The sequence below is a fragment of the Stenotrophomonas sp. 78350_Sma genome, assembly GCF_056482105.1.
Genome location: NZ_CM151182.1, coordinates 4,118,855 through 4,145,377, shown reverse-complemented (window position 1 = coordinate 4,145,377; position 26,523 = coordinate 4,118,855). Strand labels below are relative to the sequence as shown.

Sequence of the window (26,523 nt, the reverse complement as noted above, 5' to 3'; positions counted from 1 at the left end):
AAGGTCAAGGGGCAGCGCGTGCAGGAGACCGCTGGCCGGCCTGAACCGGGCAAGTCCATTGACTGGCTGACGTACGTTGGGGACGGCAGGGATGAGCCAGATGGCCAAATACGACACCGTCGACGCTTACGCGGATCACGCTTCCGTCGGTTGATCTTCCTCTTCAGGGCTTCCGACCTGATGCGGAAAGGGTGGGGTAGTATCGCGGTTGCCTTCCTATCGATTTGGCCGTAGCTGAAGATGGATTCGGAATTGGACCTATCTGGAATCGAGATCTATGTAGGCGCTCCAGTTGAGGTGGCCTCGGAGCGCGAGATCTTCCTTGCCTTGGTGAAGATGATTGGTGAAGCACGCATGCAGGCCATCGTCTTCGCGAATTTCAACGTAGGACGCCGTCAGCTAGACTTCCTGGTGGCAACGGATTCTCAGACTCTGGTGATCGAGGCGAAGCACTTCGCCAGGCGTGTCCGGGGTGGAGTGAACGGAACCTGGGAGATGGATTTGCCGGGTGGGGCGTCCAAGGGAGTGGGAAATCCATACCTGCAGGCCCTGGAAGCAAAGAACGCCCTTAGAGATGCTCTGAGAGAGCGTGGCTTCGAGCTGGAAGGCTACCCAAACGCCTGCGTCGCAATCGCTCCCGGTATCCCGAAGAACTCCCTTCTGCCGCCCTCTGACTTCAAGGTTGCAATCACCGATACGCAAGGGCTACTTCCAGTCCTCGGACACGCTTCCAGTCTGGTGCTCTCCCAGCAGCTATGGCGGAGATTCGCACAGACGATTCAGCTACGACGCGTCGCAACACTGGACGAGGCATTGGACCCGGCTCTGACACGGTGGGAAGACCTCGTCAGAGGCTACCGCGCGGAGTTCGATCGACTGTACGCGACAGATGCCGCGTTACTGAAGAACGACACCTACCTGCTTGGAGATGATCGTGTCGGCGCGCGCGAGGTTGCCATGCGCGCCGGTGTGAACGGTGATGATTTATTGATAGTCGGGCCATCGGGTTGCGGCAAGTCACTGTTAGCTAAGAGCATCGCAGTTCAAGGGCTGTGTCAGGGCCAGGTGCCTGTCTTCCTGCAGGCCAAGTACTTCACTGGAAGGCTTCAGGAACTGATCCAGCGGGAGGTTGGATTGCTTGGGGACTGCTCCGCAAAGGATCTAATCAGAGGAGCACAAGCGACTGGCCTACAGTTGCTTCTCATACTTGACGGATACAACGAATGCAGCGTCGATGCACAGCTGGCCCTTACTCGAAGCCTCGCTGCGGCTGCCCGGCGGCTGGGCTGTCGCCTGGCTATCACCACTCAACTGGGGATTAAGAGACCAGACCTTATCACCGTTGTTCCCGTTACCGTGAGCAGGCCAAGTGAAGAGCTGAAAGCTGCGATCTCAGGGGCCAGTTGCGGGGAAGGAACGGAGCACCTGAGGGACCTTCTCGCTTCGGTGTCGAGTGGATTCGAAGCGGACCTCGTCGGGCAGGTTGGTGAGTCACTTGCTGAGGGAGCTGGCCGCTTTGCATTGTTCGACGCGTATGCCAGGCAACGGTTGGGTGCCGACGAGTTCGACGGAGTACGCCTGCTGGCAGCTGTCGCAAAGCATCTGATTGATCGGGTCTCGTTTAGCCTCTCGGTTCGCGAACTGGATCGATTGGCGGCGACGGAGGGGCTCTCAGGAGAAGTGCTCCGTAGAGTCCTTGCCACGGACATGATGGTGAGGCGGACCGACAGGGTCAGTTTCCGGCATGAACTGATCCAATGCGCATTCGTCGCAGAGTTCGTTGCTAGAAGCAGCTATGACGATGTGGACAAGGCGCTTGGACTCCTCGATGCGCCGATTTACAGGAATGCTCGCTCTCTGATCCTGGGCGCCTATGACAATGACGAGTTTGTTGAGCGCATCCTGTCGGCGACAGCTGATGCGGATCTTCTAGAGAGGGCCGCAGCGGGCGAGTGTGGGCGTGCAGCACGAGCTTGGGTAAGCAGTCGGTGCGGAGAGATAGTCGAGAAGTTGGCCGTAGAGGCGTCGAAGCTGGAGTTCTCAATAGGGGAAGGCAGGTGGGGACCGGCAGGAGCGTGCGAGGAAAGCGCCCTTCACTGGGCGCCCTCTGAGAGAGCCACGATGCCATCGATCTGTGACGAGTTGCGGCGAGGAGCTCGCATCGACGATGTTCTGAAGGCTGTAGCGGCGATGGACTGCTCTCTCGAGCGGGCGTTCAGAGCGCTGGAGGTTGTTCCCGGGATTAGCAGAGGTAGGCTTCGTGACGGACTGTTCGCGGACGCTTACGTATTCGGACGCAACATCGGGATGGCTCATCTGTTTCGGTCCGTGTCCAACGGCATCCGAACATTCAGAGGGAGCGATGTAGAGCCTGATGAGGATGCGGCATGCAGATGGGCGTCAGCGAAGACGCCAGGTCAGTTGTACCTCATGCTGACGCTAGCCCGGTTCTCTGGCGACAGCGCGGCATTTGTTCCTCTCGTCCTCCCTCTAATGGCAGAAGGGTGGTCAAGTCTTCCCTACCACCTGCAGCTGGAAGTACTGAACTTCGCAAGCTTGGTTAGACCAAGCAGCGAGGTTGAGCGACAGGAACTTGCTTGCGCTCTGGACGCCTTGTTGCCCAGCCTGAATCCAGTTTTCTCGGGGATGGTGCTGGAGGCACTTGAGCGCTTGGGGCTGCTCGAGGAGCAGTCGTTCCAGCATGCGGAAGCGGTGAAGGCGGAAGTTCAAGCTCTTCTATGCGCACCCGAAAGCGCTGAGAATTGCCAGCTTGCCTGGAGTGTCTATCTGGGGCAGTTCGATCACCCGTTCTCCTCCAGGTACTGCGAGGTTGTTGGCGACTTGAGTCGCGATGACAGTAAGAGGCTTCTGGAGATGGCCTGCCTTGGAGCCGGCAGAGCAGACCTCTTTCTTGCGCCTTTGATCCAGGAACTAGCGAAGTTCAATGATCGTTCGGTTGCTCCGGCCATAGCCAAGTGGCTGGGGCTTCCTGAGATCGATAGCCTAATGCCTCAGGAGGCGGTTTCGGCGTTCGTCTGGTCGCATGCAGCCATGGGAATGCTTGGCGTCGAGAGACCTGAAAACCCAACGACCGCGCATTCAAACGCGGGCATTGCGCTGGCGTCCTTGGGAGACCTGTACTACTGGATTCATCGCGAGGATCTGGGGCCCCAGGAGATCGAAGACAAATGCAGGCCAGCGCTTGAGGCGCTTTTGGATCTGAATCAGACCGGCGCGGCCTCTGCCTTGTGCATGGTGGTTCACTCCATGTCGTACGAGGCTGATACGAGAGAGTCGGTTCTACGCCGATTCCCTCGAGAAATGGCGGCTATATGTCGGAGATGTCTGCTAAGGCCCGCTCAGCAGGTTGGCTACTTTCCGCACTTCCAGCATGACAGACTTGGTGTCTTGCGATTCTCGATCAATCTTCTTGGATACGGTGGTGATGTGCAGGACTTGCGCCTCCTGCGTGAGCTGAGCCGAGATGTGGAGCTTGGGGAATCGGCGATCAGCGCTATCAGGTTGATCGAGAGCGGGGCGGTGCAGTGACTCACTGCGGGACGATCGTGTTTAGCTGATGAACTTGGATCAATGATGAGTCAACGAGTAGATGTCGAAATCGCGAGATACGCCCGCGACTTTGCGTAGGTTTCGAAGGCATCCTTCGTGCGCGAAGCCAGACTTGAGCAATACACGGGTCGAAGCGATGTTTGTGTCCAGGACAGTTGCCTGAAGCCGCTGCCATCCAAATTGTCGGAGAGCCCAGGAAGTCACTTGCCTGGAGACGGCAGTGGCGATGCCCCGGCCCCATACCGATGGTGACAGCTCGTAGGCCACTTCGGCGGAGGAGTGTCGTGCACTGATCGTGTGAAATTCGATCGTTCCGAGGAGCTGATCGTCCGGCCCCGCAACGGCAATGCGGAGCTCGGAGCCCATGGCTTCGTTCGACAAGGAATCAAAGATAGGCTTGAGGTCTGCTGGGCTTGCGACGGTCCAGCTTGTCTGGGCCAGGATCTCCGGCTGACTGATGATCTTGAACCAGGCATAGGCATCTTCCCGGGTCAGCCAGCGCAGGCTCACCTCGTCGTGCCCTGAGGGCGGCAAAAGGATGCTTGGATCATTCATGCTGATCTCCTTGCTGACGAAGTCCGATCAACGGCCGGTGTTCTTGCCGGCCGTTTGTAGATCCTAGGCGGTCTCTGAGAATTTGCACTGATCCGAGGCCTTGGGCTTGGCTTAGGGTGTTTTCCCGCTGGGAGTCTTTGCCGGGGTCGATCGCTTGGCGCGGGTGTTGAGGTCTGCTACGACCACGCGTTCGAACTCGCTGCGGATCTCCTTGTCACTATTGGTCCAGCGGCGGATGAGCTGTTCAGGATTCTGGCTCCTGCCGGCAGCGCTCTTCCCCGATGCAGCAGCGCTCGCAGTTGAGTTGCTGCCCTGCCCAGCCTCTTTCCTGTGAGCAGCTGACGTCGTGTTGATATCTTCGGAAGTGGGAGCTCGGAAGGAGGCCATCAGCGGAACCAGCTCTTTCCAGACCTCCTGTTTCGTGGCTCGGGATTTGTCCTCCATCCCCTTCAAACGCTCCAGCAGCATGCTGCGCAGATAGGGGACGTACTGGGAGGACTTCTTCCCACCTCGGGATGCACGCTCGATATGCGTCTCATGGGAGTAGCACATGCCAATGTAGTAGTTGCAGCGAACCAGGGCGGCCCATGATCTATCCCTGTCTCCCGTATCGAAGGCACGCTTTGCTTCGAGCCAGAGGACAATCGGCACTCGTATAAGGATGTGGACTTCAGGAAGTGCCCCATGAATCCGCATGTCATTGGCGATGAGGTCAAGCCTGCTGGCGGTGTCCTTGCCGCCAATGATGTCCTCGCACAGGAGGTTCCATTCGTCAACGAATGAGCACAAGGGGTTCGCCTGCTTGGCCCTGACGTTGTAGGCGATTCTGATGTCCTCTTGAGCGCGCTGCAGACACTCATCCAGCTCTGGCGTTTCATCGTAGGAGCGGTATATGCCTTGTCCGAACATGATCTTCCTTGGTTGTGGCTTTGGTGGAGTCTTGTTCAGAACTGCCCGATTTGCCAAGTGCATCTGGTGTTCCCGGAGCGCTAGCTCCCCGGGAGAGTTTGGCCGGGACAGTTGAGGTGTCGTAATCGGCCCGCTTCCGAGCGGAAAAGGAGCGATCTTTTGGCCAGATGAACTGGCCATTCTTCTGCTTCTTGGTCCCGCTCGAGCTAACGACTTCAGTGTTGATCCCATAGCCCGATGGGCCTGACCGGATTCAAAGGAATTTCAGACACGTACTACATCCATGAGGCCGGCGCAGATCGGCTTTGCGTTAGGCACTCCGCCGCGAAGTGCCATCAGAGGGGGCGTCTGATGACGAAAAGCAAGATGGAACTGATCTACTGCGTGATGGTGGTCGCCACCGCCGTGGTAGCCGGGATAGTCAAGTACTCAGGGGGCGCAGTCTGCATCAGCTGCGGTGATCACCTCGATCCGTAGTCATCCAATTTCGACGGCACCAAGCGCAAGGCCCGGCATGTCCGGGCCTTGCGCTTTTCTGCTGTCAACCAGTAGGGAAAGAACGAATGAGCTTGACTAAGACGGTAGATGCGGAAGGGCCGGTTGTCCTGGCGGAGCTGGGAGCTAGTGCGGACAGTTTGGGGCGATCGCGCCAATGCGAGCCGCAGGAAAAGGGCGGGAGCCATGTCACTGCAGCAGGCGCAGCGAAAGGCCAGCCTGCCCTGAACTCGGAAGCGATGTCTTTGGGGGGGATCGAACCTGGTGGTCAGCCTGATGAGGCGCTCAAGAGAAGGGAAGATCGGGCAATTGAGCGTGCGTTGAGCATTCTTGAGGCACGGGCGAAGAAGCCTGGCCGGAAGATGAGCAGTGTCTCGCTGTCTGGCGCATTCTTCCGTCTGCGGCTAGGTAGTGAGATCCGGGAGCACTTTGAAGTGGCATTTCTGGATTCCCAGTACACGCTGCTCACTGTGGAGCGATTGTTCTCAGGAACGATCAATGGCGCGTATGTCTCTCCGAGGATCGTGGTTCAGCGTGCTCTAGCGCTGAACGCGGCCGCGATTATCCTGGCCCACAATCACCCGAGCGGGAATGTCGAGGCATCTTCGGCGGATCTGGCGATCACGTCCCAGATCAAGAGCGTTCTCGACATGGTGGATGTGAAGCTATTGGACCACTTCGTGGTAACTGCGGATCAGGCTCTGTCGATGGCGGGTAAGGGACTGCTTTAGCGGGTCGAGAAGCTGACGACTCTATGGTGTTGGCAAGCGACTGTTGAGGCACAGAGTGATCAGTCGCCAGTAGATGCTCTGCTGGCGACCAGTTTTAGAGCTTCAAGCGCTTCCTTCTGCTGGTCGGGCGACAACCCCGCAAACATCAAGATGGCCTCCGCCAAAGCATCGTTGTCGCTGTAGAAGTAAGCCAGCGGCATGCCCAGTCGATCGGCAAGCTGCTGAGCGGTGGCACTGTCGGGGTCGTGGACACCACGTTCGTAACGGTTGATGCGTGTGGCCGCCACATCTATCTCCAAGCCGATCTCGATCCCAAGCTGCTGTTGGGTGAGCCCCGCAGTTTTGCGCGCGCTTCGTAGGCGTGTGCCGAATCGCCCGCGAGCGTCGGGCTGGGTAGATGGGAAGGGCATGGAGATCTGGCTGTCGGAACACACCGACGATGCCAGCAACGTTGCCCGAATTCATTTACGATAAACGTAAATTGAGCCGTAGTGAAGTAGTGGGCTCCTCGGTGGTCTGCGCCTATCGGCTGTCGGGGTCTGCCCCAGCTACGCGATGCCCATCGTGGCGAACTCCTCGCGTCACTGAGCGAACCGACCGTGAACAATCGAATTCTTTTGGAGGTCAGGTCTGGATAATGCTTAAAAATCAGCATGTTAGCGGTTTGTCGCGGCTTCATTGGCCGAGATCGACCGCTGTTCTGAAGTCGGGCCTGGCATCTCGAAAGCAGGCTTTCTCTGATGTCATGGCGTGCCAAGCGTGGCGACGGCTGACAGCTCGAGAACAAGTTCCATCCGATCAGCGATAGCTGGCGGAGACCCTTCGACAATTAAGGAGAAATAAGAATGGGAGTCATTCTCTACAACCTCGTAATGACCTTCTTCCTCATCCCTCTGACGATCAGGGCCTACCTGAGTCTGAAGAAGGGCCGGCTACCGCTGCCTCACTTCCAGAACAACGTGGTGGTCAACCGCATTAAGCTGCAGAAGGCGATCGGGATCTGGTCCCCAATCATCTTCTGGGTGTTCCACGTCGGATGGGTGATGTGGAATGCATCGATCGATGCTTGGCTGGGAGTAGCGGCAACGATCGCCTACATGGTTTCCAGTGCGATGCTCTCGGGCCAGGTCAAGGCCAAGCGAATTGGTGTCATGTCAGAGCGTGCGGCGGAATCGAAAGAAACCGAAAGCTGAAAGTGAATCTGGAAATGGTCCTTCGTGGTCAGAGGAAGACAACTTCTGACTGCGATGCAAATGAAGAACTAGCGTCAGGGGAAGCGCTTGCGTTTGGACGCACGGCGCTGCTCGGGGGCCAGTGGACCATCAGGCTATCGCGATTAGCCAAGGCACATGCCTTGCAGTGGAGATTGCTCCTGCAGCCAAGCTCCCTAGCTGCTGATCCAAAGCTAGCAAACTGCATACGGGTGAGATGCTGGCCATCTCGCTACAGCGATTGTTCGTCAATCGCCGTCCTGGTTGGGCCCCCTAGATACCTGCGCTAGCCCTGAGGGCGGCGTGTGGGACCTGGCTCTGTACCGTCGTGCTGTATGGGGGGGCATCTACGCGTCGTTGATGGGGATATTCCGCATGCCTGTCCCAGGCAGATTGGTGTCACCAAGCAGGACTGGTATACGGGACAAACCAGCTTATGGATGCTTCTGCGAGTGGGCTCAGTCCCGCTTGAGCCATCTCCAAGCAGAATCTGACTATTAATGAGATTACACGTCGAGACCACTGTAGCCATCGCCTCAATGAGGCATGTAATGACTGAAAAAAACGTTCCATAGCGGAACAGCGTGCGGACTGGGCTCGAAGCAGAGCAGAGGAGCTCTGGATTCGAGTGAGAGCGCTTGAGGAGACGTCGGGTGGGGACTGGCGTAAACGCGCAGCCCGTCGTCGCCAGGCAGATCGACTTGTCAGCGAGGCGGCTTACTTCGAGCGGATGGTTGCCAAACTGGATGGGCCGGACTATCTAGAGGAGTGCATGCCGTTCTAGACGGGCGCTCCCGTCTTGTTTGTGGCCTTCCTACGGCGGATGGGTCCTAGGCCTATGACCCTCCACGCTTCAATGCTGGAAGCAGTATTTGGACCGAGCCCTGTCCGCTGAACAAGAGGCCAATTGCTCATTCAGCGGCCGTCTCAGCGGTATCCGTGTCACGGTCGTGAGAATCGGAGACACCGCGCAGGGGCCGTAGGTTGTAGACATCAACGATGGCATCAGTCCGATGACGCACTGAGTGCTAGTGCGGCTTGATCGTATTACGGATGGAGCCACGCTGGTCCCATTGAAGGGGCGCTATCTCGAGACTGGCGACGGTCATGCGCCGACACCAGCCACGCCAGTACCTGTGGCTGCTTTACGGTGATCTATCGCTGAGGCTGGACAGGCCGGAACAATTCCGGATTCTATTGGATTGGTGGAGTTTGCGGTGCTGCGGGCAGCGCGGTACCTTGAAGCCGAGCCGCCGCTTGATAGATTCACCGCCTCGTTCGCCGGGCATTCGGATCTCGCCTCCGCTCTGATCGCCTGCTGTTGGGCCAACGACGGAGACCTTCTTACTACATATAGGGGAACTATGATGGCGCAGGTTCAAATGGACGAGATCGTTGATCATTTGAGCTCAGAGATGCGGAAGGCACTTGCAGACGCGGTGCGTGAGGTTGCCCCTGAGGCTAAGATCGACTCCTACCAGCTCTTCCGGGCATTCAAGCGCGCAGTGCGGCGTAAGTGCGGCACCTGGGAGACGGTTCCGGACGGAGCCGTTCAGGCAAAGTAGCCGCTGGCCACGTCTTGGCCTCTCGAGGTCGAGGCGTAGCCTCGAAGCAATTTCTCTTTAGACCGGTCGCCGTTGGGTTCCTGCAACCAGCAATTGAGTGTGGTCCGCCCGTCCTGTGGGATGTCGCAATAGCCTCTTGACGCATTGCGCTATACCCTTGGCTGCCCTGTCCTTGGAATGGCCCAGTGGCCCTGACCACCCTCAAATCGCTCGACGCAGAAATCAAGCTGCTTGAAGCCCAGAAGAAGCTGGTAGAAAAACGTGATGGCGAGGTGCCTAAGGCACTCGCGGTGATCCAGAAGTACGCCAAGGTGCTAACTGCGGCTCAGCGCCGGCAGCTGGCAAAGCTTGTTGGAGAAGATGCTTCCATCGTCCCGGCTGCAGGACCCAAGGCTGCAAGGACCTCATTGAAGGGCCGCAAGCTTGGTAAGGTTGCCCCCAAGTACCGCCTGCCCAGTGGTGAGACCTGGACGGGCAGAGGGCTGATGCCTAAGGTCTTCGCTGCCTGGCTGAAGTCCCCTGAGGGTAAAGCCTGGGCCGGGAATGGCTCCGGCGAGCGCTTCCCGCCCGCATCGGCGGGTCAGGCTCAGGCCAAGACTCTCAAGAGAGTTAAGGGCAAAGTCGGAGATAAGCCGACGAAGACGGCCCGGAAGAAGGCCGCTGGCGAAGTCGCCAAAAAGGTGGTTAAGAAGGCCGCTCGAAAGCCAGCTGGTCGGACGAAGAAGGCCTGAAGGCTTCTCGGCGTTAGATCTGCACGGGAGCAATGAGGATGCGGCGACCGATATGGCCCCCGTCTTCCTCTCAATAAAGGACAGCCCTCGGGCTGTCTTTTTTTTTTTCAAAGGAGGGCAGGTAACCCAAGTTCACTGTCCTCGACGCCTGTCCAGAACCGTCCAGATCGCCGACGGAACCAACTTTCGAGCTGAAAGGAACCAACTTTTGGACTGTCCGGTCGTGGCCGGGCCAGCCTCCATCCAGTTAACGTACGCGAACTGGTTGAAGTAAGTGACTGTCGATCGCCCCGTGACTACCGTTGTGGCCTCATCCACACGAGTCAGCAACATGGACACAATCAGTACTGCCGCACCTCGCCTCATTCGTCGCCAGGAATTGGAGCGTCGCACTGGCTACCGGCGATCGACAATCTATGCCGCCCTCAAGAGAGGGACTAAGCGCTTTGATCCAACATTTCCACGGCCGGTGAAGCTCGGCGGCATGGTGGCATGGGTGGAGAGTGAGGTGGACGAATGGATCAATTCTCGAATCGCTGATCGCGCTGGTTGCACGTAGTTGGGCGCATTAACTTTAACGCGTTCAAATGCTGGGGGCATCGCTAGATCCGTGGGCAGATCATTGCGCGCGTTGACATCATGAGTGGGCCGTAATTCTGTCCACTTTCGGATTATATATCTTGTCTTAGGCTCGTTCAGTAAACGCTCAAGTCGAGCGGCTTGAGTCGTTGCTGTCTGGTGTTCTGGAGATTGACGACGCCTTGACTCCACTCGCCATGCGCAATGAAAAGGAAGGCCAATGCTGAAGCTTCAAGAGAACATCCTGGATCAGTGGTCCGACCGGGCCGTCGAGTGCGACGATGACAGCTACCGGATTCATCTGAGCACTGACCATCCCAAGGAGATCGTTCAGATCGACCAGGCTATGCGAGCCCTGGTGAAGTCACAGGGCGAGCTGTTCAAAGAGCGAAAGGATGGTCGCAGACGTTCTGTGGATATTGACCCCGTTGCAGAAGCGGTGCGGAGATGTGCATCAATCGACTACCGAGCGATTGAGAAGTTCTACTGCAAGCACAAGCTCAGCCCTTACTTCAGAATGCTGGCGGATGAGTTCAGGACAACCCGGGCCAGCGCCATTACTGCGCGATACATCGATGTCGAGCAGGCTAATGCATGGGTTGAGGCCATGCGTGAGAGGGCCCGGGCCAGCGACTTCACTGATCTTCTTGCTGCGCAGGAGCGAAGCGCCCGCAAGAACGCGGTCTCCGCGCTGGGTTACATCCGTGGACTTCATCGGCTCGTCGCGAGGCTATGCGTCGTGCGAGTCGATCTGGCGTATAGCTCTGATTTCCGTGTCGGTTTGAACGGAACCGACGTTGATTCTGCGCGAATCAAGCAGGATCTGAACAGGCTTCTTCGGGTCCTGCGAGCTAGGTACCCTGCACTGGTAGGCTACGTCTGGAAGCTGGAGTATGGGCAAAGCAAGTCGTATCACATCCATTTGATGACTATCTTCAACGGAAGTTTGATACGCCAGGACGTGGCTGTAGGTAAGGCGATCGGCGAGATCTGGCGCTACGAGATCACACGAGGCGATGGTGGCTACTGGAACTGCAATGCACACAAGGACTTCTACGAACGGCGCAATGGTGTCGGCATTGGAACGGTGGCTTACTATGATGCCGAGAAGCGAAAGCGACTGGAGCAGGCACTGCTTTATCTCACCAAGGTGGACTACTACGTTCGTTTGAATGATCCTGAGGTGGGTCGGACTTTTGGCAAGGGGCAGCTTCCAGCTGCATCTGCCCGCGTATCAGGCCGCCCAAGAGCTCGCAGTAAGAAAAATGCGGGAGCTTGGGGGACTGGGGAGCAGGCAGTCTCCTCATGTGGCGATCTACGCCTGATTCTCTAAGGATCGCGATGTTCTAGCACAATCCCGGCAAGCTCAGTGGACCAACCGTAGGCCTCAAGATCGGCGGTAGTGAGGCGATCCCGATTGCGTCGGGCAACTACCAGCATCAAGAGAAAGCTGGCAGTGGCCTTGTAGGGCACTCTTGATTCGCCAACTCCATTCAAGCGGTGCAGTGTCGACTGGTCAGATTCGCAGAACTCTTGGCAGAGCCGATCAAGCTCGCACACCGAGATCGACAGGTCAGTGCACATTCTTGCCAGCAGGGGCAGCGTATCGATAAACACACTCGGGAATTCCCTGTGAACCTCCACGTAGAGTTCCACTCCCAGCCTGTTGGCCGAACTGAGCAGGATCGCCAAGTTCATTGAATTGCTTGCGATGTAGGAGCGAAGTTCGTTCTGCATGGCTCTTCCTTGTGCGGTTCGGTAATTCTAGCCGAGCTGAGTCGACCCAGTTACAACGGTGGCTGTTCGAAAGTGGGCATGGGAGCGGCGGCTCCCAATGCCCGTAGAGACGAATGCCACCGCCAGTACAGGAAGTTGTCGATGAGCTTTACTGATTGGCGCGTGGCGGCACTAGTACTACAAGAGCATTGAGTCGTCGTGTCGCCTATGATGATGTGGAGAGCGCCGCGTCCCGTGGTGTGTTGGCCCACAAGGTTTCTTCCGCATGTCAAAGATCTGGCAACCTTCACGTTGGGGTAGATTGCTCACCCGTTCCGCTGATTGGTCCATTCGTCTTGATGACGATAGGGTCGAAGTGATTGTTGGCGGTCAACCGTACAAGGGCTTCTTGAGATCTGAGCGCCAGTTTATTGTCACCCCGGGGGTCATCTGGTCAAGGGTCGAGATTGCGGTGAAGGGGGGGGGGCTCAAGACGGTTGGTGATGGACTGCCAAACGATGAGGGTAATCGGTTGGTCTCCCTTATTCGGGAGTTTATCACTGAGCGACGGAAGCGTGAGCGTAGAGAACTGTTCAACTCAACTCATGCTTTGATCTCTGCCTGGCTACGGAAGGCGCGGAGGCTGATCGATGATGGCAGGGACGGTCGACGTTGGATTACCCATGAGCAGCAGATGGGCGTCTTGGCGGATCGGCCCGCGTTGGCGATTGAGGGGAAGGAATTACATGCCCTCTACAATGATCGTGATGTCCACGGAGAACTTGAGTCTCCAAATCCCGTGCTTGCATTGAGTGAGCTCAGCGTCTGGGAGCAGGATTGGCTTGGTCTCTGGGCCGATGCGAACAGGCTTATGGCCACCCGGGAGATGGCTACTTCCCGAAGCTTCTTGGACCGCGTCGAGAGCGATCCGCTGACGGAAGAGCAGGCAATGGCCGTGTTCTGCTTCGACAACCGTGTTCAGGTAGTTGCGTCAGCAGGTTCCGGGAAGACATCGACCATGGTTGCGAAGGCGGCGTACGCTATCGAGCGGGGCTTCATGGCACCTGAGCGCATTGTAATGCTTGCGTTCAATGCCGACGCTGCAAAGGAGTTGCGCGAGCGAGCGGAAGAGTCTCTTGACCGGCTTGGAATGCCAGAGATCACCATCGATGCCTGCACCTTCCATTCGTTAGGTTTGTCCATCATTCGAAAGGCCAGTGGTCGCAAGCTGGACGTCCCTGAATGGGCAAGAGAGTCCGACAAGAGCTTCGCGAAGCTGGTGGAACTGGTCGATCAGCTTAAGGATCGTTCCACTCACTTCCGGAGCCAGTGGGACATCTTTCGCCTTGTGTTCGGTCGAGACCTTCCGCGCTCGGCGCCCGAGGGACTCGCCGATGGGTATGATTCCAACGGCAGGCCCTACTTCAATGCCCTGAATGGATCTCGGGTGCAGACCATGGAGGAGCGGGTCATTGCTGACTGGCTCTTTTACAACGGGGTAGTTTTTGAGTACAAGCTCTTCTACGAGTTTGATGCCGTGCGGGACGTTCATCGTCAGAGCCAGCCGCACTTCTATTACCCAGATATCGATGCTCACCATGAGCACACAGGTTGCCGCGCCGGCCTGACGGGTTCCGGGCGCCAGGCAAGCCATGCCGAGGACCTGGCATGGCGGCGTGGCCAGCATGTCCACACTGGTCGAGTTTTCATCGAGACGACGTCGATCGAGCTTCGAAGTGGACAGGCTCTGATGGATCTTGCTCAGCGTCTGACTGAGCTAGGGATCGAACTTGATCCGAACCCCGATCGTCGTTTGCCGGAGAGGTCGACTCCGCCTATGTCCGAGAAGGATCTGGTGGGGCTTATGCGCACATTCATTGCACACGCGAAGAGCAACTGCATGTCCTTGGATCAGATCTCTGATCGTCTGCGGCGTCTGCCAGATGATCACTACAAGGAGCGCCTGCGTCGATTCCTGGAGCTTGCAACGTACGTCTACCAGGCATGGGATGAGGCCCTTTCCGCGGAAGGGGGAATTGACTATGAGGATATGCTCAACATGGCATCCGTCTTCATTGAGCAAGGGCGGTTCGAGCCGCAGTATGACCTGGTCATGGCGGACGAGTTCCAAGACTCCTCGCGGGCGCGCGCCCGGCTCTGTGCCGCCCTGGCTAGGGGACCCGGGAAGCATCTCTACGCGGTTGGCGATGACTGGCAGGCCATCAACCGATTTGCTGGTGCGGACATCTCGGTGATGACTGAGTTCTGCAAGTGGAATGGGCAAGGGCAGGTGTTGAAGTTGGAGCAGACCTTCCGCTTCCCACAGGAGCTGTGTGATGTATCGGGACGCTTCGTCACTCGGAACCCGAACCAGATCAAGAAGACGGTCCGTTCTTCAACGGAACCGGTAGGCCCTGTGCTTCAGGCGTTCCAAGTCAATAGCAGGGATTCTGTGGTGGATGGTGTGCGGCAATACTTGGCACAGCTCCATGAGCAACTTCTCTCCGGCTCGCTTCCCAGGGGGAAGGATGGGCATGTCTCCGTCTTGGTACTTGGTCGCTATCGATCGGAGCGCGACAAGGTGCCTGCGGATTGGGAGGAGCTCTTCGGTAAGACCATCAAGGTGGAGTACCTCACCATTCATAGATCCAAGGGGAAATCCGCCGATTACGTCGTCCTGCCCGGGATGGTTCGGCGGAGCTTCCCGAGTGTCAAACAGGATGATTCAGTGCTATCGCTGGTGATGCCAGAAGGAGACACCTATCCCGATAGCGAGGAGCGTCGACTGTTCTACGTGGCAATGACCCGCGCGCGCCGTTCGGTGGTCATGTTTACCGTACGCGGTAGGGTGTCGCCCTTTCTGGGAGAACTCCTACAGGAGCGTGCGGTCGAGCTCAGGACCCTTGGGGGTGTGCCAATTCAGGATGAGCAATGCCCGGTCTGTAAGGTTGGTGTCTTCGTCGACAGGATGGGCAGCAAGGGTCCATTTAGGTCGTGCTCAAGCTATCCGGATTGTGAGAACAAGCCAAAGCGGCGACGGTCCTAGGCGAGCGCTGCACAGGTCTGTTGAAGGTAACCGGGCCTGCTGCAGCCTTCTTTAGCGCACAGACATGGCTCCGCGTCAGTGCCGGTAGCGTGGGGCTGTGCGGAGGGCGGTCCTGGTCATGTGCTGTGATGTGTAAAAAGTGGATAGCAGAGGCGTCGGCGAACAGCCTAGATGAAGCGCCAAGAACCAAGTTGGGGGACATCTGATATGTGTGAGGACAAGTCCAGTGCGGAAGAGCTGGCGACCGAGGCTTTGGAGCAAGGAGCAGCGCTCGAGTCGCCCGTAGCAGTCGTCCGGGGGCTGGCGCGACGTCTGGCGGTCTTTTGCGACAGTGCTAGAGATCTGAGTAGGTCGACGACCACTCCTCATACGGCCCGGGAGGCGCTTACACGTGCCTTCGGAACGTCCCTGCTGGACATGAGTTGGACCCTCGCAACAATGCTTGTCGTAAGTCCGGCACGAACGCACGTCACATGCCTGACGATGTGGAGGCCCCTATATGAGCGGTGGCTTCGCATGGGGTACTTTGTGGCCTGCGCAAGCGATTCTGAGATTGCTGATTTTTCCCTGACGGGTGCCTTGCCCAAGAGTCGAACAGAGAGGAACAAGAAGGGTGAGCCGCGCCCAATGTCTGCCAGAGAGTTGAGTTCCGCGGTTTCCGCTGAGATCCCGCTACTTCGACAGAAGTTTGAAGAACTTGAGGGTGAGTTCAACAAGATCTGGAGTGACATGGTCCATGGTGGGATCCATCTCGTGCGATTGCATGACGCAGAGCGGGAATACGAATCAACCGCGGGCTCTGGCATCGTGATCGAACTGATCTATCGGGTGGCGATGGTGACCACCATCACCACGTCCTACATCGCTATGCAGGCCTCGAATGAGGAGAACTCAGCGAGAGCGGCGGCGTTCAAGGCGCTTGACGCTGAGGTGACAGAACTGCTTAGGGACTGTCATAAGCGGGCTGCAGACCCGAACCTCTTGCTGCGGGCCGCATCTGCATAGTCCATTCTGGAAGCGTCGATGGCCAGAGTCTTGGTGCGACTCTGACTCGCTGTGTGTCGAGATTGGAGCCGCATCAGCTTGCGGCGGGCCGAGGCCCCGACACGCATGGCGAGGCTCTGAGGTGGCTCGGCTCAGCCACTCATGAAGAAGCTCATGATCGGAGCGAGCATCTTCTTCTGATACTGAACAAGGACATTGCCGTCGCTTTGATCGGTGTCGACTCTGTAGGAGAAGTCCGCTGATTGCTCGCGGCCCTTGAGTTGGTAGGTGACCCGTGCGTCGCATTGGTAGCTGTCGACGGTCTTGTCATGTTCGAGTGTGCGGATGCTCGAGATCTTGTAGCTCTCTCCGATCTCCAGGAACTGCTGTTGCGTGCTCAGGCGGGTGTGGGCCGCGTACTTGGCTACTTCGTTCTTGATGGCCTCATCGATGACCGCCAGGGTGTCTGAGTCCGCGCAGCCTGGTGTGCCGCTCGAACAGCCGGTCAAGAGGCCGGAGATCGCTAGGATGCTTGTGAACCTACCTATTTTCATGCTGCCTCTCTCGATTGGATCATCCTGGGTGGACCGGGCTCTGTAATAGGCCTGGGGAGCGAAAGCCTGCCCATCAGCGAAAGTCGCTTTGGGAGAGTCATTGCAGACTATAGTCCGTCGCACTATAGTCATACCGGCCGTAACGTCGCTCGTCAATGGCGACCGACGGAAAAGCTGTTCAAAAGGTCTTCGGGGAGGTTCTTCGCGCGGCTCGGACCGAGCGGGAGATCTCTCAGCAAGACCTTGCCCTGGAAGCTGATCTGGACCGGACCTACATCTCGCTGATGGAGAGAGGGTTGCGACAACCCACGCTCTCCACTCTCATCGCTTTGGCGGACGCCATGGGAATTGAAGCGGCCTCTCTGGTGCAGAGAGCTGCAGAACGTCTTAGAAGCCGTCCTTGACGTAGAGTGCCTAGCCTGACGGGCGGCGCGAAGGTAAGTTCAAGGAGGCAAATGGATCTGGGCCCTGTCTGAGCCCTTCCGGTTCGGGATCTGGCTCTGGTGGGTGCGCCATCTGAATGCCGATCGGGCTCCGCCGATGCTTATGATCGGGGCCTTGGTTGAGAAAGCTAAGCTGGACGGGTCGATAGCCCGGGGCATTTGACCAGAGCGGTACTTCTGGGCACTTCCTCCTCGCTAATCGGATGCATGGCGAGGCGGAGGGCAACAGGCGCCGACGGCGCAAGCTTGCCACGGAGTGGACCATACGAAATCGGTAGAATGAGACCATGATCGAACAGCTCTCACTGCGCAATGTTGGCCCCTCTCCATCGATGGAGCTCAATTTTGGTCGCCGCCTGAACCTATTGACTGGCGACAATGGCTTGGGCAAGAGCTTCCTGCTGGACATCGCCTGGTGGTCGCTGACGCGCAAATGGCCCGGTGAGCTCAATCGTCGTCTGCCGATGGGGCTGCCGGCCAAGCCTCACGCTGATAAGCCCGCGTCAATCACGTTCTCGGTAACCGGACAGTCCAAGTCCGTTACGTACGAAAGCAAGTTTGACCGCAAAGCCCAAGCATGGACCGGAGCGGCGGGGCGACCGGTCAATCCGGGCTTGGTGCTGTATGCGCAGGCTGACGGTAGCTTTGCTGCCTGGGACCCGGCGCGCAACTATTGGCGTAAGAAGGGGAATGTGGACGTGCAGGATCGTCCACCCGCTTACGTCTTCTCCACTCAGGAGATCTGGGATGGCTTGAGGGACTCTGAAGGCCGAGTCCTGTGCAATGGGCTGATCGCCGATTGGGCGAGTTGGCAGAAGGAGCGCGGAGATGCCTTCGCGCGCCTTGAGGCTGTGCTTTCTTCTCTGTCGCCAGCGGAAACGGATCGCATTCAGCCGGGCAATCTTGCGCGTATCAGTCTGGATGACGCCCGGGACATCCCGACGGTAAGAATGCCCTATGGCCAAGATGTGCCGGTGCTGCATGCTTCTGCTGGACTTCGCCGAATCCTGGCCCTTGCCTATCTGTTGGTCTGGACCTGGGAAGAGCATCTGAAGGCGACGGCGCTGATCGGTGGAAAGCCTGCCCATCAAGTGACCTTCCTCGTCGACGAAATCGAATCCCATCTGCACCCTAAGTGGCAGAGGCGAATCGTTGCTGCGCTTCTGAAGGTAACGAAGTCACTGGCTGAGAATGCCAGTGTCCAGGTCATCGCCGCGACGCACTCTCCATTGGTCATGGCATCGGTGGAGCCTATCTTCGATGCAGATGAGGATGCTTGGTTTGATCTGGACTTTGAGGCAACTGGAAAACACCAGTCCGTAGTCGTGCGGCAGCGCAAGTTCGTGATGCGCGGTGAGGCTGGGAACTGGCTGACCAGTGAGGCCTTTGATCTTCGCTCCTCTCGTTCAATTGAAGCCGAGCAGGCCATCGAACGTGCTGCATTAGCAATGAGGAGCCCGAACTTCAGCAACTTAGACGCGAAAGCGATTCACCTTGATCTGCAGAAGGTACTTGGTGACACCGACCCATTCTGGGTGCGCTGGCGCTTTGTAGGTGAGAAGAAGGGATGGTGGCCATGATTCCTGTGGGGGCGCAGCCAGAGCCGGCTGACTTTGACGCGAAGGTCCGGGTGCGCGGTGCAAGGTCGATGAGAACTAAGGGCATCGACCCAGATCAGCCACTGCCAGTGGATAAGAAGCTCAGTCCGTTCTGGCGTGACTGCCTGGATGATCTTTATCGCGAGTACAGCCAGACGTGCGCATACCTAGCTGTCTACATCGAGCGGGCTGTTGGTGGTGTGACAGCCGACCACTTTGTGGCTAAGTCGAAGATGCCGGGGCAGGCCTATGAATGGGCAAATTTTCGGCTGGCAAGCTCCATTGTAAATGCGCGGAAATGTGATTTTGATGACGTCCTGGACCCATTTGTCCTGCTGCCAGAGTGGTTCCGGCTGGATTTGGTTACTGGACAAATCTATCCAAATTCGGACCTCGATCCGGCTGACATAGAACGGGTCGCCGACACGATTGAACGAGTGGGTCTCGATAATGAGACGAATCGGAAGATGCGGGCTCGGCACTTTCAGTACTACTGTGAGGGAGATATCACCGAGAAGTTCTTGCGAGGATATTCGCCTTTCGTATGCTATGAAGCAGAGCGACAGGGACTGCTGTAGCGGGCCTTGTTGCTGCAGAGAATAGCAGTCGGTTCGCTAGGCTCTGGTACCTAGATTGGAGGCGCGAACATTGATCGATGATTGCGAGGCGCAGAGGCCGTTCATGCGTTCCTACGAGGTTTCCTGAGCCGAGGTAGGCGTTGTGATAGCTGGCAACACCTCTTGCTAGGTTCCGTCGGTTCATCTTGCGAGATTGTCCAACTATCTGTTGGGTAGCCGTCTTGTTCGCTAGTCTTTTTTGGCAGTGCGCGGAGATGTGCGCATAACGGGCGAAATGGCCTGCTACGCGCACATCTCCGCACATTGGGGCTCCATTGCGATCATGCCCCGCTGCCGTATGGAACCTGATGCCAATTACGGGGAGCCGCAAGACGATTTCAACCCCGCCGTGCATGGATCGTTGGCGCTACTTGCCAAGTCCCCAGGGTAAGACCCGATTCGGCTTCACAATTGACCTGAAGGTCAGCCGTACGCGCCCTGGAGTACGTCAAGTGAGGAGGACAAAGTGACGTTGTACTTCTTGTCCAGTCTTGCCTGCCGCGCACGCGACACAGATGCCTTTTCTGCGATCACGTGTTGTGAGTAGGGAATGGCGGTGTACATGGCTTGCATATCAAACAGATCATGAGAGTCTAGTTCTCTGGTCTCCGCCCCAATGCGAGCGCTTAGTTCGGCCTCGATATCTAGTGTGGGCACCTCCCACACAAGTGCTCGTAGAGCTTCATCTCCGAGCGAAACCAGCTCTTCGAAAGACCTCTCTAGTTCGCTCAGTAGCTCTAGGTATAGCGGTCTGTGTGCCAAAAACAGTTGGGCCGCATAAGCGCGGCGCTGAAGGTCGACAGAACTCCCTTTGAGAAGGTTTCTTTGTCGCTGGATGTCCGAGATGGCAGTTCCAGCCATGGCCTCAAGCAGAAGGTGGGTAGATCTCCTTCGATCATCATCCTGGTTTGCCATGAAATCCCAGTACTGCCCGGCAGGCGCGAAATTTCGATTGATTCGTTCAAGAAGAAGGAGTGCCTCAGGTGAGGCGATGGAAGAGTCGAAGGGGGGGAATGCTTGCAGAAAGCCAGGAACTATGGCCAATTCCTCCGCCTGCGATGGTCGCGTCAGGCCAAATAGGCGACGCAGAGCAGTGCGCACCTCGGCCTTGAGTCGTCCGGGTCGGCTACGGTAGACGTATCCCCTGCTCAGCTTCACCTGCGTCGCAGCTAGATTCGATCTGCTCGCTTGGTCATTGCGCTTGGAGGTCTCTAGGATGTGAGAGGCCGAAAGCGGGAACAAGGCCGCGCCGCGCTCCACGGCCGCCAGGAGCTCGTCATAAAGGTCCGCTCGCGGTCCTTTGGTGACTTTGCCGGCATGAACCCTTGAAAGATCGATCCAATGATTCTGATCAAGATAGATGATGTCCATAGGGTGTCTACGCTTCAAAGCCCCAAGTTGGCCGGTGCGGCTTGGCATGTGCTGCTCATTGCTTGAGAGAATAGTGGATAAAGCAGAGATCGTCTCTTCGAGCGCGAAGCAACAAAGTCTAGGTGAGTTGCAGGGACTGTTGGCATACGTAGTGGTGGTGCGAGCAGTAAATTCGCGCTCGTCTGGTTAAGCAAGGGGCACCTGTTGAGTCCTGCCTGACAACTGGTCAATACGGACCAATTAGCATGGATGCTACCCGTGTCAGAATATTCCTACGCTGCGACATCGAAACACTGGTGGAGGTTTCCGTTGTCGCGCGGCATGATAGGGCAGGGGAAAGCAGGCTCGGCCAAGCCGAGATCTGAGCGTCTATCCCCATAACTTCCAGATTGCAGGGGATATCTATGGCTTACACCGCTGAGATCAGTAGAACCAGCCCGACCGCGTTCCTTTTCCTTGTTGATCAGTCCGGTTCCATGCAGGACACCATGGAAAACGGAAAGTCCAAGGCGCAATTCGTTGCTGACGTGCTTAACCGAACCTTGGCAACCCTGATCACTCGCTGCACTAAGTCCGAAGGTACCAGAGACTACTTCGAGGTCGGCGTTCTTGGCTACTCGGGTTCTTCGGCCAGCAATGGCTTGGGTGGTGGTCTTTCCTCGATGGTTCTTCATCCCATTTCCCAGATTGAGGCTAATCCGCTCAGGGTTGAGGACCGCACCAAGCGGGTGGATGATGGAGCCGGTGGCCTTGTCGATCAGTCCATCAAGTTCCCTGTGTGGTTTGAGGCCCAGGCGTCAGGTGGAACGCCGATGTGCACTGCTATTACCGCGGCAGCTGTGGAACTTGTTGCCTGGTGCGATGCTCATCCGGACAGCTACCCGCCAACCGTGCTTCACGTTACGGACGGCGAGTCTACCGATGGGGATCCCGAGTCGCTGGCCAGGCAGCTGCAGCAGATTAGTACCAGTGACGGCAATGTGCTGTTGTTCAATCTGCACGTAAGCACCAGCGGCGGAGATTCGATCAAGTTCCCAAGCACGGACGCGGGCCTGAGCGATCCCTATGCCAAGTTGCTTTTCCGGATGTCCAGCGCGCTGCCGCCTCATCTTCAGAAGGTTGCAGAGGAGAAGGGACTCAGGGCGACAATGGAGTCCAAGGGCTTCGTATTCAATGGCGAAATTACGGAGATTGTGGACTTCTTCGACATTGGGACGAGGGCCGCGCAGCTGCGCTGACTATGGCATTGTCCGTTCTATTCGAAGGGACGGTGGCAAAGCACGCTGAGTCACCCGATGACAATGAGGATGCGTACCGACTTGCCCCTGAGAAGGGCCGGCTGGTGCTCTCCGATGGAGCTTCCGAGTCTTTCGACGCGCGCAACTGGGCGCGTCTTCTAGTTGACCGGATGATCGATGAGGACCTTTCAGTTGGCGCTGTGTTGGCATGCGCTCAGGCCTATGAAGAGCTGCATGACCCAAGTGAACTCTCTTGGTCCAAGGCGGCCGCATACCAGAGAGGTAGCTTCGCCACGCTTCTGATGGTTCAGGATCTCCCAAACTCCAACTCGATCCGGATTTCTTCTGTAGGGGACAGCTTGGCGATATGGGTGGATGGCGATGATCTGGTGGCTTCAGCACCCTATGAGAACTCGACTCAGTTCCAAGAGAAGCCGTCATTGCTGTCGACTCGATTGGATCTGAACGACTTCGACGAGCCGCCTCGGATGGTTCGAGAATGGGGATATGAGGCTCTGGGGCACCGGTTCTTGCTCTGCATGACAGACGCACTTGGTGCCTGGCTTCTGTCTCACCAGGAACGGGGCGATAGGTCCGCGTTGGAAGCCCTGCTAAGCATACGAGAGCCTCGGGAGCTAATCGACCTCGTGGCTGGGGAGCGCGCAGCTGGTCGCATGCGTCGAGATGACTCCACGCTGATCATTGTGTCGGTCACTAAGTCTTAAGGCATGACGATGGCCTATCCGTCCTTGGAGCAGTACAACGAGGCGTTACAGTCGCCGCAGCTCGTGCTTCTGGATCCCGAGCTCAAGCGCGGAACATTGAAGACCTCTGGTTTGGGATTGCCCTTGGCATTGTGCGGAGGGTTTGCTCTTACCTATGCGGTGACAGTGGGAGCCAAGAAGTACGCGCTGCGCTGCTTCCACAAGGAATCGCGTGAGCTGGAGCGCCGGTATCAGGCGATATCTGCCCGCCTGAGGCAGCTCAATAGTCCATATTTCCTGCACTTTGAGTTCAATCCTGCAGGCATCCGAATTCAGGGCAGTGTGTATCCCACTGTCAAGATGGCATGGGCCAACGGAAGCACCTTGGCCGAGTTCCTTGAGGCCAAACACGCCGACAATGTGGCACTTCAAAGGCTCCGGGGGGCTTTGACGAAGTTGGCCGCCTACCTAGAGCAGAACAATCTTGCCCATGGAGATATCCAGCCTGAGAACCTGATGGTCAGTCCTGACGGGGGCACGGTGCAGCTGATCGATTACGATGGTCTTTATGTGGAGTCGCTCAAGGGCGCCAGCGCGACCGAGCTGGGGCAGCTCAACTTCCAACATCCTCTGCGCTCGGCTAGTGATTTCGGTCCCACATTGGATCGCTTCTCGTTCCTTACGCTGGACGTTGCGCTCCAGGTCCTTATCGCATCCCCGCGAATGTGGGCCTCGTCCCGCTCCGAACCCAGTGCCGTAGTATTTCGGCGTAATGACTTTCTGGATCCTACTCAGTCCACGTCTTTCCAAGGTGCTGTTGCCATTCCTGGCGTCAAAGCGCACGTGGAGAATCTGGCTAAGGTAGCAGCGGGCCCGTTCACAGCAGTCCCCTCACTGGCAGAGTTCCTGCTGGGTAAAGGTATTCCCCCGGGGCCGCTCAGCATTCCGGCGCCCCCCAAGGTACTGGTATATCAAGGCCCCTATGCTGTCGCGGATGCTTCCAACTACGGGCAAGTACTTCAGATGGTTGGCAGTCGTGTTGAGCTTGTGGGTTGCATCCATGAGGTCACACGTCGCCGTGCTAAGAATGGCAAGCCCTACATCTTCGTGAACTTTGCCGATTGGCGTGGGTTGGCGGTAAAACTCTCGATTTGGTCAGACGGAATGGACGCCATCCGCCCCAATCTCCCGGATGAGTCGTGGGTTGGGCGTTGGGTATCGGTGATGGGGTTGGTCGATCCGCCCTATAGCAACCGCATTCGGTCGATAAGCTATACACACCTTGCGATTACCATCTCTTCTTCCGGACAAATACAGACGTTGACCGAGACGGATGCTGCATTCCGCCTTCAGCGGGCCGGCCAGCTCCCGGGCACTGCCCCAGTCCAGAGAGGTAGTCGGAACGCGAGTATCCTCGTGGGCATGGGGGGCGGTGCATCTAAGCCAGGTGGGCCCTTCGCTCCATTGCCTCCATCAGCGCCGCCGCAGACCCGAAACCAGTCCATCTTGGGCGGCATGCAACGGCAGTCTCCGGGTCGGTACTCTATGCCGCCTAAGCAGCATATGCCGAATAGCGCGCCTCCCGCAGCAGTCTCATCCAACAAAGGATGTTGGCCGATTGTTCTGGTCGGGTTCTTCCTTTTGCTGGCTTTGAGGGCCTGTGCTGGGTAGGGCATTAGCCGAGGTTGCATGGGTCTGACCGATCAGATTGCCTTGGGGGAGATGGCAAGAAAGCTCCCGGGCGAAGATTCCCGTTTTTTCATTAGGAGCATTTATGTCCAGCTTGGTGCAGGAAATCCAGCGCGATGCGCTTGATCCAAAGGTCGGTGTAAGTGACCTTCTTCGGAAGGCTTTGGTTGTTTCCACCAAGCTTAAAATTGGCGAGGACACTGCTTGGATCAAGGCCGAGCTGTCGGGGTACAGTGGCGAAGCAACGCTCCCTGACTACAGAGAATTGCGAGGACTACCTCAGGTCCATAATCCGCGTAATGGCTATATTCCCTTCCGCATGCCCGCGGAAATGGAGTTGGAGTTCTGCCGGCTGCCGATGGGGTTCAGCGTGGCTGAGGTGGAGGCGCTCCTGCGGAAGGAGGATGAAGGGCTCCGCTTCAGCTTTCCGCCAGTGGTCACAGCTCACTTCCTGAAGCATATGGAGGTGCAGATGCAGCCTTCACTATTCATTTCTGGAAGTGTCTTCCATGGTGTTCTCGACGCGATTCGAAACCGAGTTCTTCAGTGGGCGCTTGATCTTGAGATGGCAGGGGTGGTCGGTGACGGCATGAGCTTTAGCCCTACCGACGTGAAGGCGGCGCAGCATGTAACGAACATCACGAACAACATCGGATCGATGCACAATTCGCAGCTTCAACAGCTCTCTGCGGGACAGCAGTCCTACCAGATGATGGAGAGGCGTGATGAGCTTGTAGCTCTGTTGAAGGAGATCAAGAACGTTGCCAATTCGCAAGGCGGCCCCGGCCAAGTGACCGTGGACGTGGACACAGTACTGGTCCAGCTTCAGTCCGAAGCTCCAAAGCGCGGAATTGTGGAAGAGTCCCTTAAGTCGCTGCGAACCGTGCTGGAAGGCGCGACGGGTGGCGCACTTTCTAGCTATGTTCCGCAGCTTGTTGCACTCATGGGGGCAATAGGAGTTGGCTGACGTACCTGAGGGGGGATATTTGGTGTTTCATCTGGCGCGAAGGTTGATCTAGTCCTATCGCGCCAAACTGAAGTCGTCGGTGGTAGCCCTGCTGTCAAGTTGTGACAGGCTCCTCCGCGGAGCCAGGTGAAGTGGCTTTCTTCGCTTGTGTTTTAGCGTTCTTGGATACAGCCCTTCGAATTCGCTGCTGGGCATCCTTTACCTTGTCGCCATCCAGAACTTCACGTTTCAGGATTTCATTGTTGAGAAGTTCCGCGATTGCCTCTGACTCGATCTTCAGTTCCGGGAACAGGCGGCGAAGCTCCCTTCGAATGACGGAGACGACAGGTTCGCCAAGCACAACTTGAGCAACCGTGAACTTGTTAAGAACGGAGATGTGCTGGTGATAAAGGCCCATTGCATCTGAAGTGATGCCTTCCCTGCAGAGAAGGAATAGCCGCCGCTGGTCTTCTTCGTTCTTGAGGTTGACGTCTGCAATGCACAGTGATGACACCAGTTCATACTCGATAGGCTGGCCGAACTTGATTCTGTAAAGGCGCCACTCAAGTGCGTTGGTGAGAACGATCCACTCGATGCCCTCATGGGCGCCATAGTTGATCGCTTGACGCAGGTGGGTCTCATTTAGCGCCAGTGCTGCAGCTTTCACTTCAATCAGCACGCGGATCTTGCCGTCAATCTTCACGGCAAGGTCGCAGAAGGTTCCCCTGATCTGCTGCTCACCAGTCAGCTCGTTGTATTTGTCGTAGCCGAAGATCTCGGCAAGCATGTCCTTGACCAGGGTTACAGTGTCGGCTTCGGAAACATCTCTGGTCTTGTGGGATACGGCGACTGTAACCAGTGACCTGACTGCCGCGGGCCACCTGTCCATTACCTTCTTAGGGATCTTCAGCACGTCCTAGCTCCTTGCTTGGGTGATTGCGGCATATTGGCTTCTCGTTTAGATCCGCGCAATGAGGCCCTACAGCCAAGGCTGGCAGCGCCTGATTAAGCGAGCCTACTGATGCCGTTTACGTCACTGGCATGCTCGCAGAGCGGCTAAGTGAGTTGTCGATCCCGTGGGGGGCGAGAGGACTTGTCAGCTGTTGCATGGAGAAGAGCGTCTGCATTTGTCGAGCTGACGATCACCCCGTCATTGGAGTGGTCCAACCAAGGCGGGGCGATTGGACCGAAAGATGCCTTGGCAGCTCAGTCGCCGGTTTGAAGGGGACGGCTGCCGCTCCGTAGCTGAATGGGGTGGGGCGCGTCGGTCC

At 57.2% G+C, this 26,523-nt stretch carries 23 protein-coding genes; 16 read left to right on the top strand and 7 right to left on the bottom strand.

From position 1 onward, the window contains the following. Positions 1-240 precede the first annotated feature (240 nt). Positions 241-3,549, top strand: a complete 3,309-nt coding sequence (locus ACZK4H_RS19060) for an NERD domain-containing protein (RefSeq protein ID WP_478473017.1) — start codon at positions 241-243, stop codon at positions 3,547-3,549. A 39-nt stretch (positions 3,550-3,588) separates the two neighbouring features. Here the strand turns inward: ACZK4H_RS19060 and ACZK4H_RS19055 are convergent, their stop codons facing one another. Both ACZK4H_RS19055 and ACZK4H_RS19050 read right to left on the bottom strand, forming a co-directional pair. Then, complete coding sequence (locus tag ACZK4H_RS19055) at positions 3,589-4,125, bottom strand: GNAT family N-acetyltransferase (protein ID WP_478473016.1); 537 nt, start codon at positions 4,123-4,125, stop codon at positions 3,589-3,591. A gap of 111 nt (positions 4,126-4,236) precedes the next feature. Then, positions 4,237-5,097: a hypothetical protein gene (locus ACZK4H_RS19050; protein WP_478473014.1), complete on the bottom strand. Its 861-nt coding sequence runs from the start codon at positions 5,095-5,097 to the stop codon at positions 4,237-4,239. A gap of 500 nt (positions 5,098-5,597) precedes the next feature. Here ACZK4H_RS19050 and ACZK4H_RS19045 point away from each other — a divergent pair, with 500 nt between their 5' ends. Next, positions 5,598-6,260, top strand: a complete 663-nt coding sequence (locus ACZK4H_RS19045) for a JAB domain-containing protein (protein WP_232092425.1) — start codon at positions 5,598-5,600, stop codon at positions 6,258-6,260. Positions 6,261-6,319: 59 nt separating this feature from the next. On the opposite strand, the gene ACZK4H_RS19040 is transcribed toward ACZK4H_RS19045, so the two are convergent. Further along, positions 6,320-6,709, bottom strand: a complete 390-nt coding sequence (locus ACZK4H_RS19040) for a helix-turn-helix domain-containing protein (protein ID WP_425519957.1) — start codon at positions 6,707-6,709, stop codon at positions 6,320-6,322. A 396-nt stretch (positions 6,710-7,105) separates the two neighbouring features. Here ACZK4H_RS19040 and ACZK4H_RS19035 point away from each other — a divergent pair, with 396 nt between their 5' ends. From ACZK4H_RS19035 to ACZK4H_RS19015, 5 genes are all read left to right on the top strand, one after another. Next, positions 7,106-7,453, top strand: coding sequence for a hypothetical protein (locus ACZK4H_RS19035; RefSeq protein WP_183153630.1), 348 nt, complete (start codon positions 7,106-7,108; stop codon positions 7,451-7,453). A gap of 1,400 nt (positions 7,454-8,853) precedes the next feature. After that, positions 8,854-9,036: a hypothetical protein gene (locus tag ACZK4H_RS19030; protein WP_183153629.1), complete on the top strand. Its 183-nt coding sequence runs from the start codon at positions 8,854-8,856 to the stop codon at positions 9,034-9,036. 185 nt (positions 9,037-9,221) lie between these two features. Beyond that, a complete protein-coding gene (locus ACZK4H_RS19025; protein ID WP_478473012.1) occupies positions 9,222-9,767 on the top strand; it encodes an H-NS family nucleoid-associated regulatory protein in 546 nt (181 codons plus the stop codon). 331 nt (positions 9,768-10,098) lie between these two features. Continuing rightward, a complete protein-coding gene (locus tag ACZK4H_RS19020) occupies positions 10,099-10,326 on the top strand; it encodes a helix-turn-helix transcriptional regulator (RefSeq protein WP_183153627.1) in 228 nt (75 codons plus the stop codon). Between the two features lie 240 nt (positions 10,327-10,566). Beyond that, on the top strand, positions 10,567-11,679 hold the full coding sequence (locus ACZK4H_RS19015) for a YagK/YfjJ domain-containing protein (protein ID WP_478473011.1): 1,113 nt from the start codon (positions 10,567-10,569) through the stop codon (positions 11,677-11,679). Here ACZK4H_RS19015 and ACZK4H_RS19010 read toward each other — a convergent pair. Then, positions 11,676-12,083, bottom strand: a complete 408-nt coding sequence (locus ACZK4H_RS19010; protein WP_251101618.1) for a hypothetical protein — start codon at positions 12,081-12,083, stop codon at positions 11,676-11,678. The two genes, ACZK4H_RS19015 and ACZK4H_RS19010, sit on opposite strands and share 4 nt — an antisense overlap. 265 nt (positions 12,084-12,348) lie before the next feature. Here ACZK4H_RS19010 and ACZK4H_RS19005 point away from each other — a divergent pair, with 265 nt between their 5' ends. Both ACZK4H_RS19005 and ACZK4H_RS19000 read left to right on the top strand, forming a co-directional pair. Continuing rightward, complete coding sequence (locus ACZK4H_RS19005) at positions 12,349-15,108, top strand: UvrD-helicase domain-containing protein (protein WP_478473010.1); 2,760 nt, start codon at positions 12,349-12,351, stop codon at positions 15,106-15,108. A gap of 516 nt (positions 15,109-15,624) precedes the next feature. Beyond that, a complete protein-coding gene (locus ACZK4H_RS19000) occupies positions 15,625-16,113 on the top strand; it encodes a hypothetical protein (protein WP_183153622.1) in 489 nt (162 codons plus the stop codon). Between the two features lie 131 nt (positions 16,114-16,244). Here ACZK4H_RS19000 and ACZK4H_RS18995 read toward each other — a convergent pair whose 3' ends face one another. Beyond that, complete coding sequence (locus tag ACZK4H_RS18995; RefSeq protein ID WP_183153621.1) at positions 16,245-16,646, bottom strand: hypothetical protein; 402 nt, start codon at positions 16,644-16,646, stop codon at positions 16,245-16,247. Between the two features lie 155 nt (positions 16,647-16,801). Between ACZK4H_RS18995 and ACZK4H_RS18990 the strand changes: the two genes are divergently transcribed. The 3 genes from ACZK4H_RS18990 (at position 16,802) to ACZK4H_RS18980 (ending at position 19,265) form a co-directional block, all read left to right on the top strand. Continuing rightward, complete coding sequence (locus tag ACZK4H_RS18990; protein WP_478473009.1) at positions 16,802-17,050, top strand: helix-turn-helix domain-containing protein; 249 nt, start codon at positions 16,802-16,804, stop codon at positions 17,048-17,050. A 326-nt stretch (positions 17,051-17,376) separates the two neighbouring features. Continuing rightward, the gene (locus tag ACZK4H_RS18985; protein ID WP_183153619.1) at positions 17,377-18,669 is read left to right on the top strand and encodes an AAA family ATPase; all 1,293 of its coding nucleotides are present in this window, start codon (positions 17,377-17,379) and stop codon (positions 18,667-18,669) included. Next, positions 18,666-19,265, top strand: a complete 600-nt coding sequence (locus tag ACZK4H_RS18980) for an HNH endonuclease family protein (protein WP_183153618.1) — start codon at positions 18,666-18,668, stop codon at positions 19,263-19,265. The genes ACZK4H_RS18985 and ACZK4H_RS18980 overlap by 4 nt, the downstream gene beginning before the upstream one ends. 462 nt (positions 19,266-19,727) lie before the next feature. Here ACZK4H_RS18980 and ACZK4H_RS18975 read toward each other — a convergent pair whose 3' ends face one another. Next, a complete protein-coding gene (locus ACZK4H_RS18975; RefSeq protein WP_183153617.1) occupies positions 19,728-20,675 on the bottom strand; it encodes a hypothetical protein in 948 nt (315 codons plus the stop codon). 404 nt (positions 20,676-21,079) lie between these two features. Here ACZK4H_RS18975 and ACZK4H_RS18970 point away from each other — a divergent pair, with 404 nt between their 5' ends. From ACZK4H_RS18970 to ACZK4H_RS18955, 4 genes are all read left to right on the top strand, one after another. Beyond that, on the top strand, positions 21,080-21,913 hold the full coding sequence (locus ACZK4H_RS18970; protein ID WP_251101613.1) for a vWA domain-containing protein: 834 nt from the start codon (positions 21,080-21,082) through the stop codon (positions 21,911-21,913). Positions 21,914-21,915: 2 nt separating this feature from the next. Next, positions 21,916-22,638: a hypothetical protein gene (locus ACZK4H_RS18965; protein ID WP_478473008.1), complete on the top strand. Its 723-nt coding sequence runs from the start codon at positions 21,916-21,918 to the stop codon at positions 22,636-22,638. A gap of 9 nt (positions 22,639-22,647) precedes the next feature. Beyond that, a complete protein-coding gene (locus tag ACZK4H_RS18960) occupies positions 22,648-24,288 on the top strand; it encodes a protein kinase family protein (RefSeq protein ID WP_251101612.1) in 1,641 nt (546 codons plus the stop codon). A gap of 103 nt (positions 24,289-24,391) precedes the next feature. Further along, complete coding sequence (locus ACZK4H_RS18955) at positions 24,392-25,273, top strand: AbiTii domain-containing protein (protein WP_183153614.1); 882 nt, start codon at positions 24,392-24,394, stop codon at positions 25,271-25,273. 94 nt (positions 25,274-25,367) lie between these two features. Here the strand turns inward: ACZK4H_RS18955 and ACZK4H_RS18950 are convergent, their stop codons facing one another. After that, positions 25,368-26,165 (bottom strand): type I restriction enzyme HsdR N-terminal domain-containing protein, encoded by a 798-nt coding sequence (locus ACZK4H_RS18950; RefSeq protein ID WP_251101611.1) that lies wholly within the window; start codon positions 26,163-26,165, stop codon positions 25,368-25,370. Between the last annotated feature and the right edge of the window lie 358 nt (positions 26,166-26,523).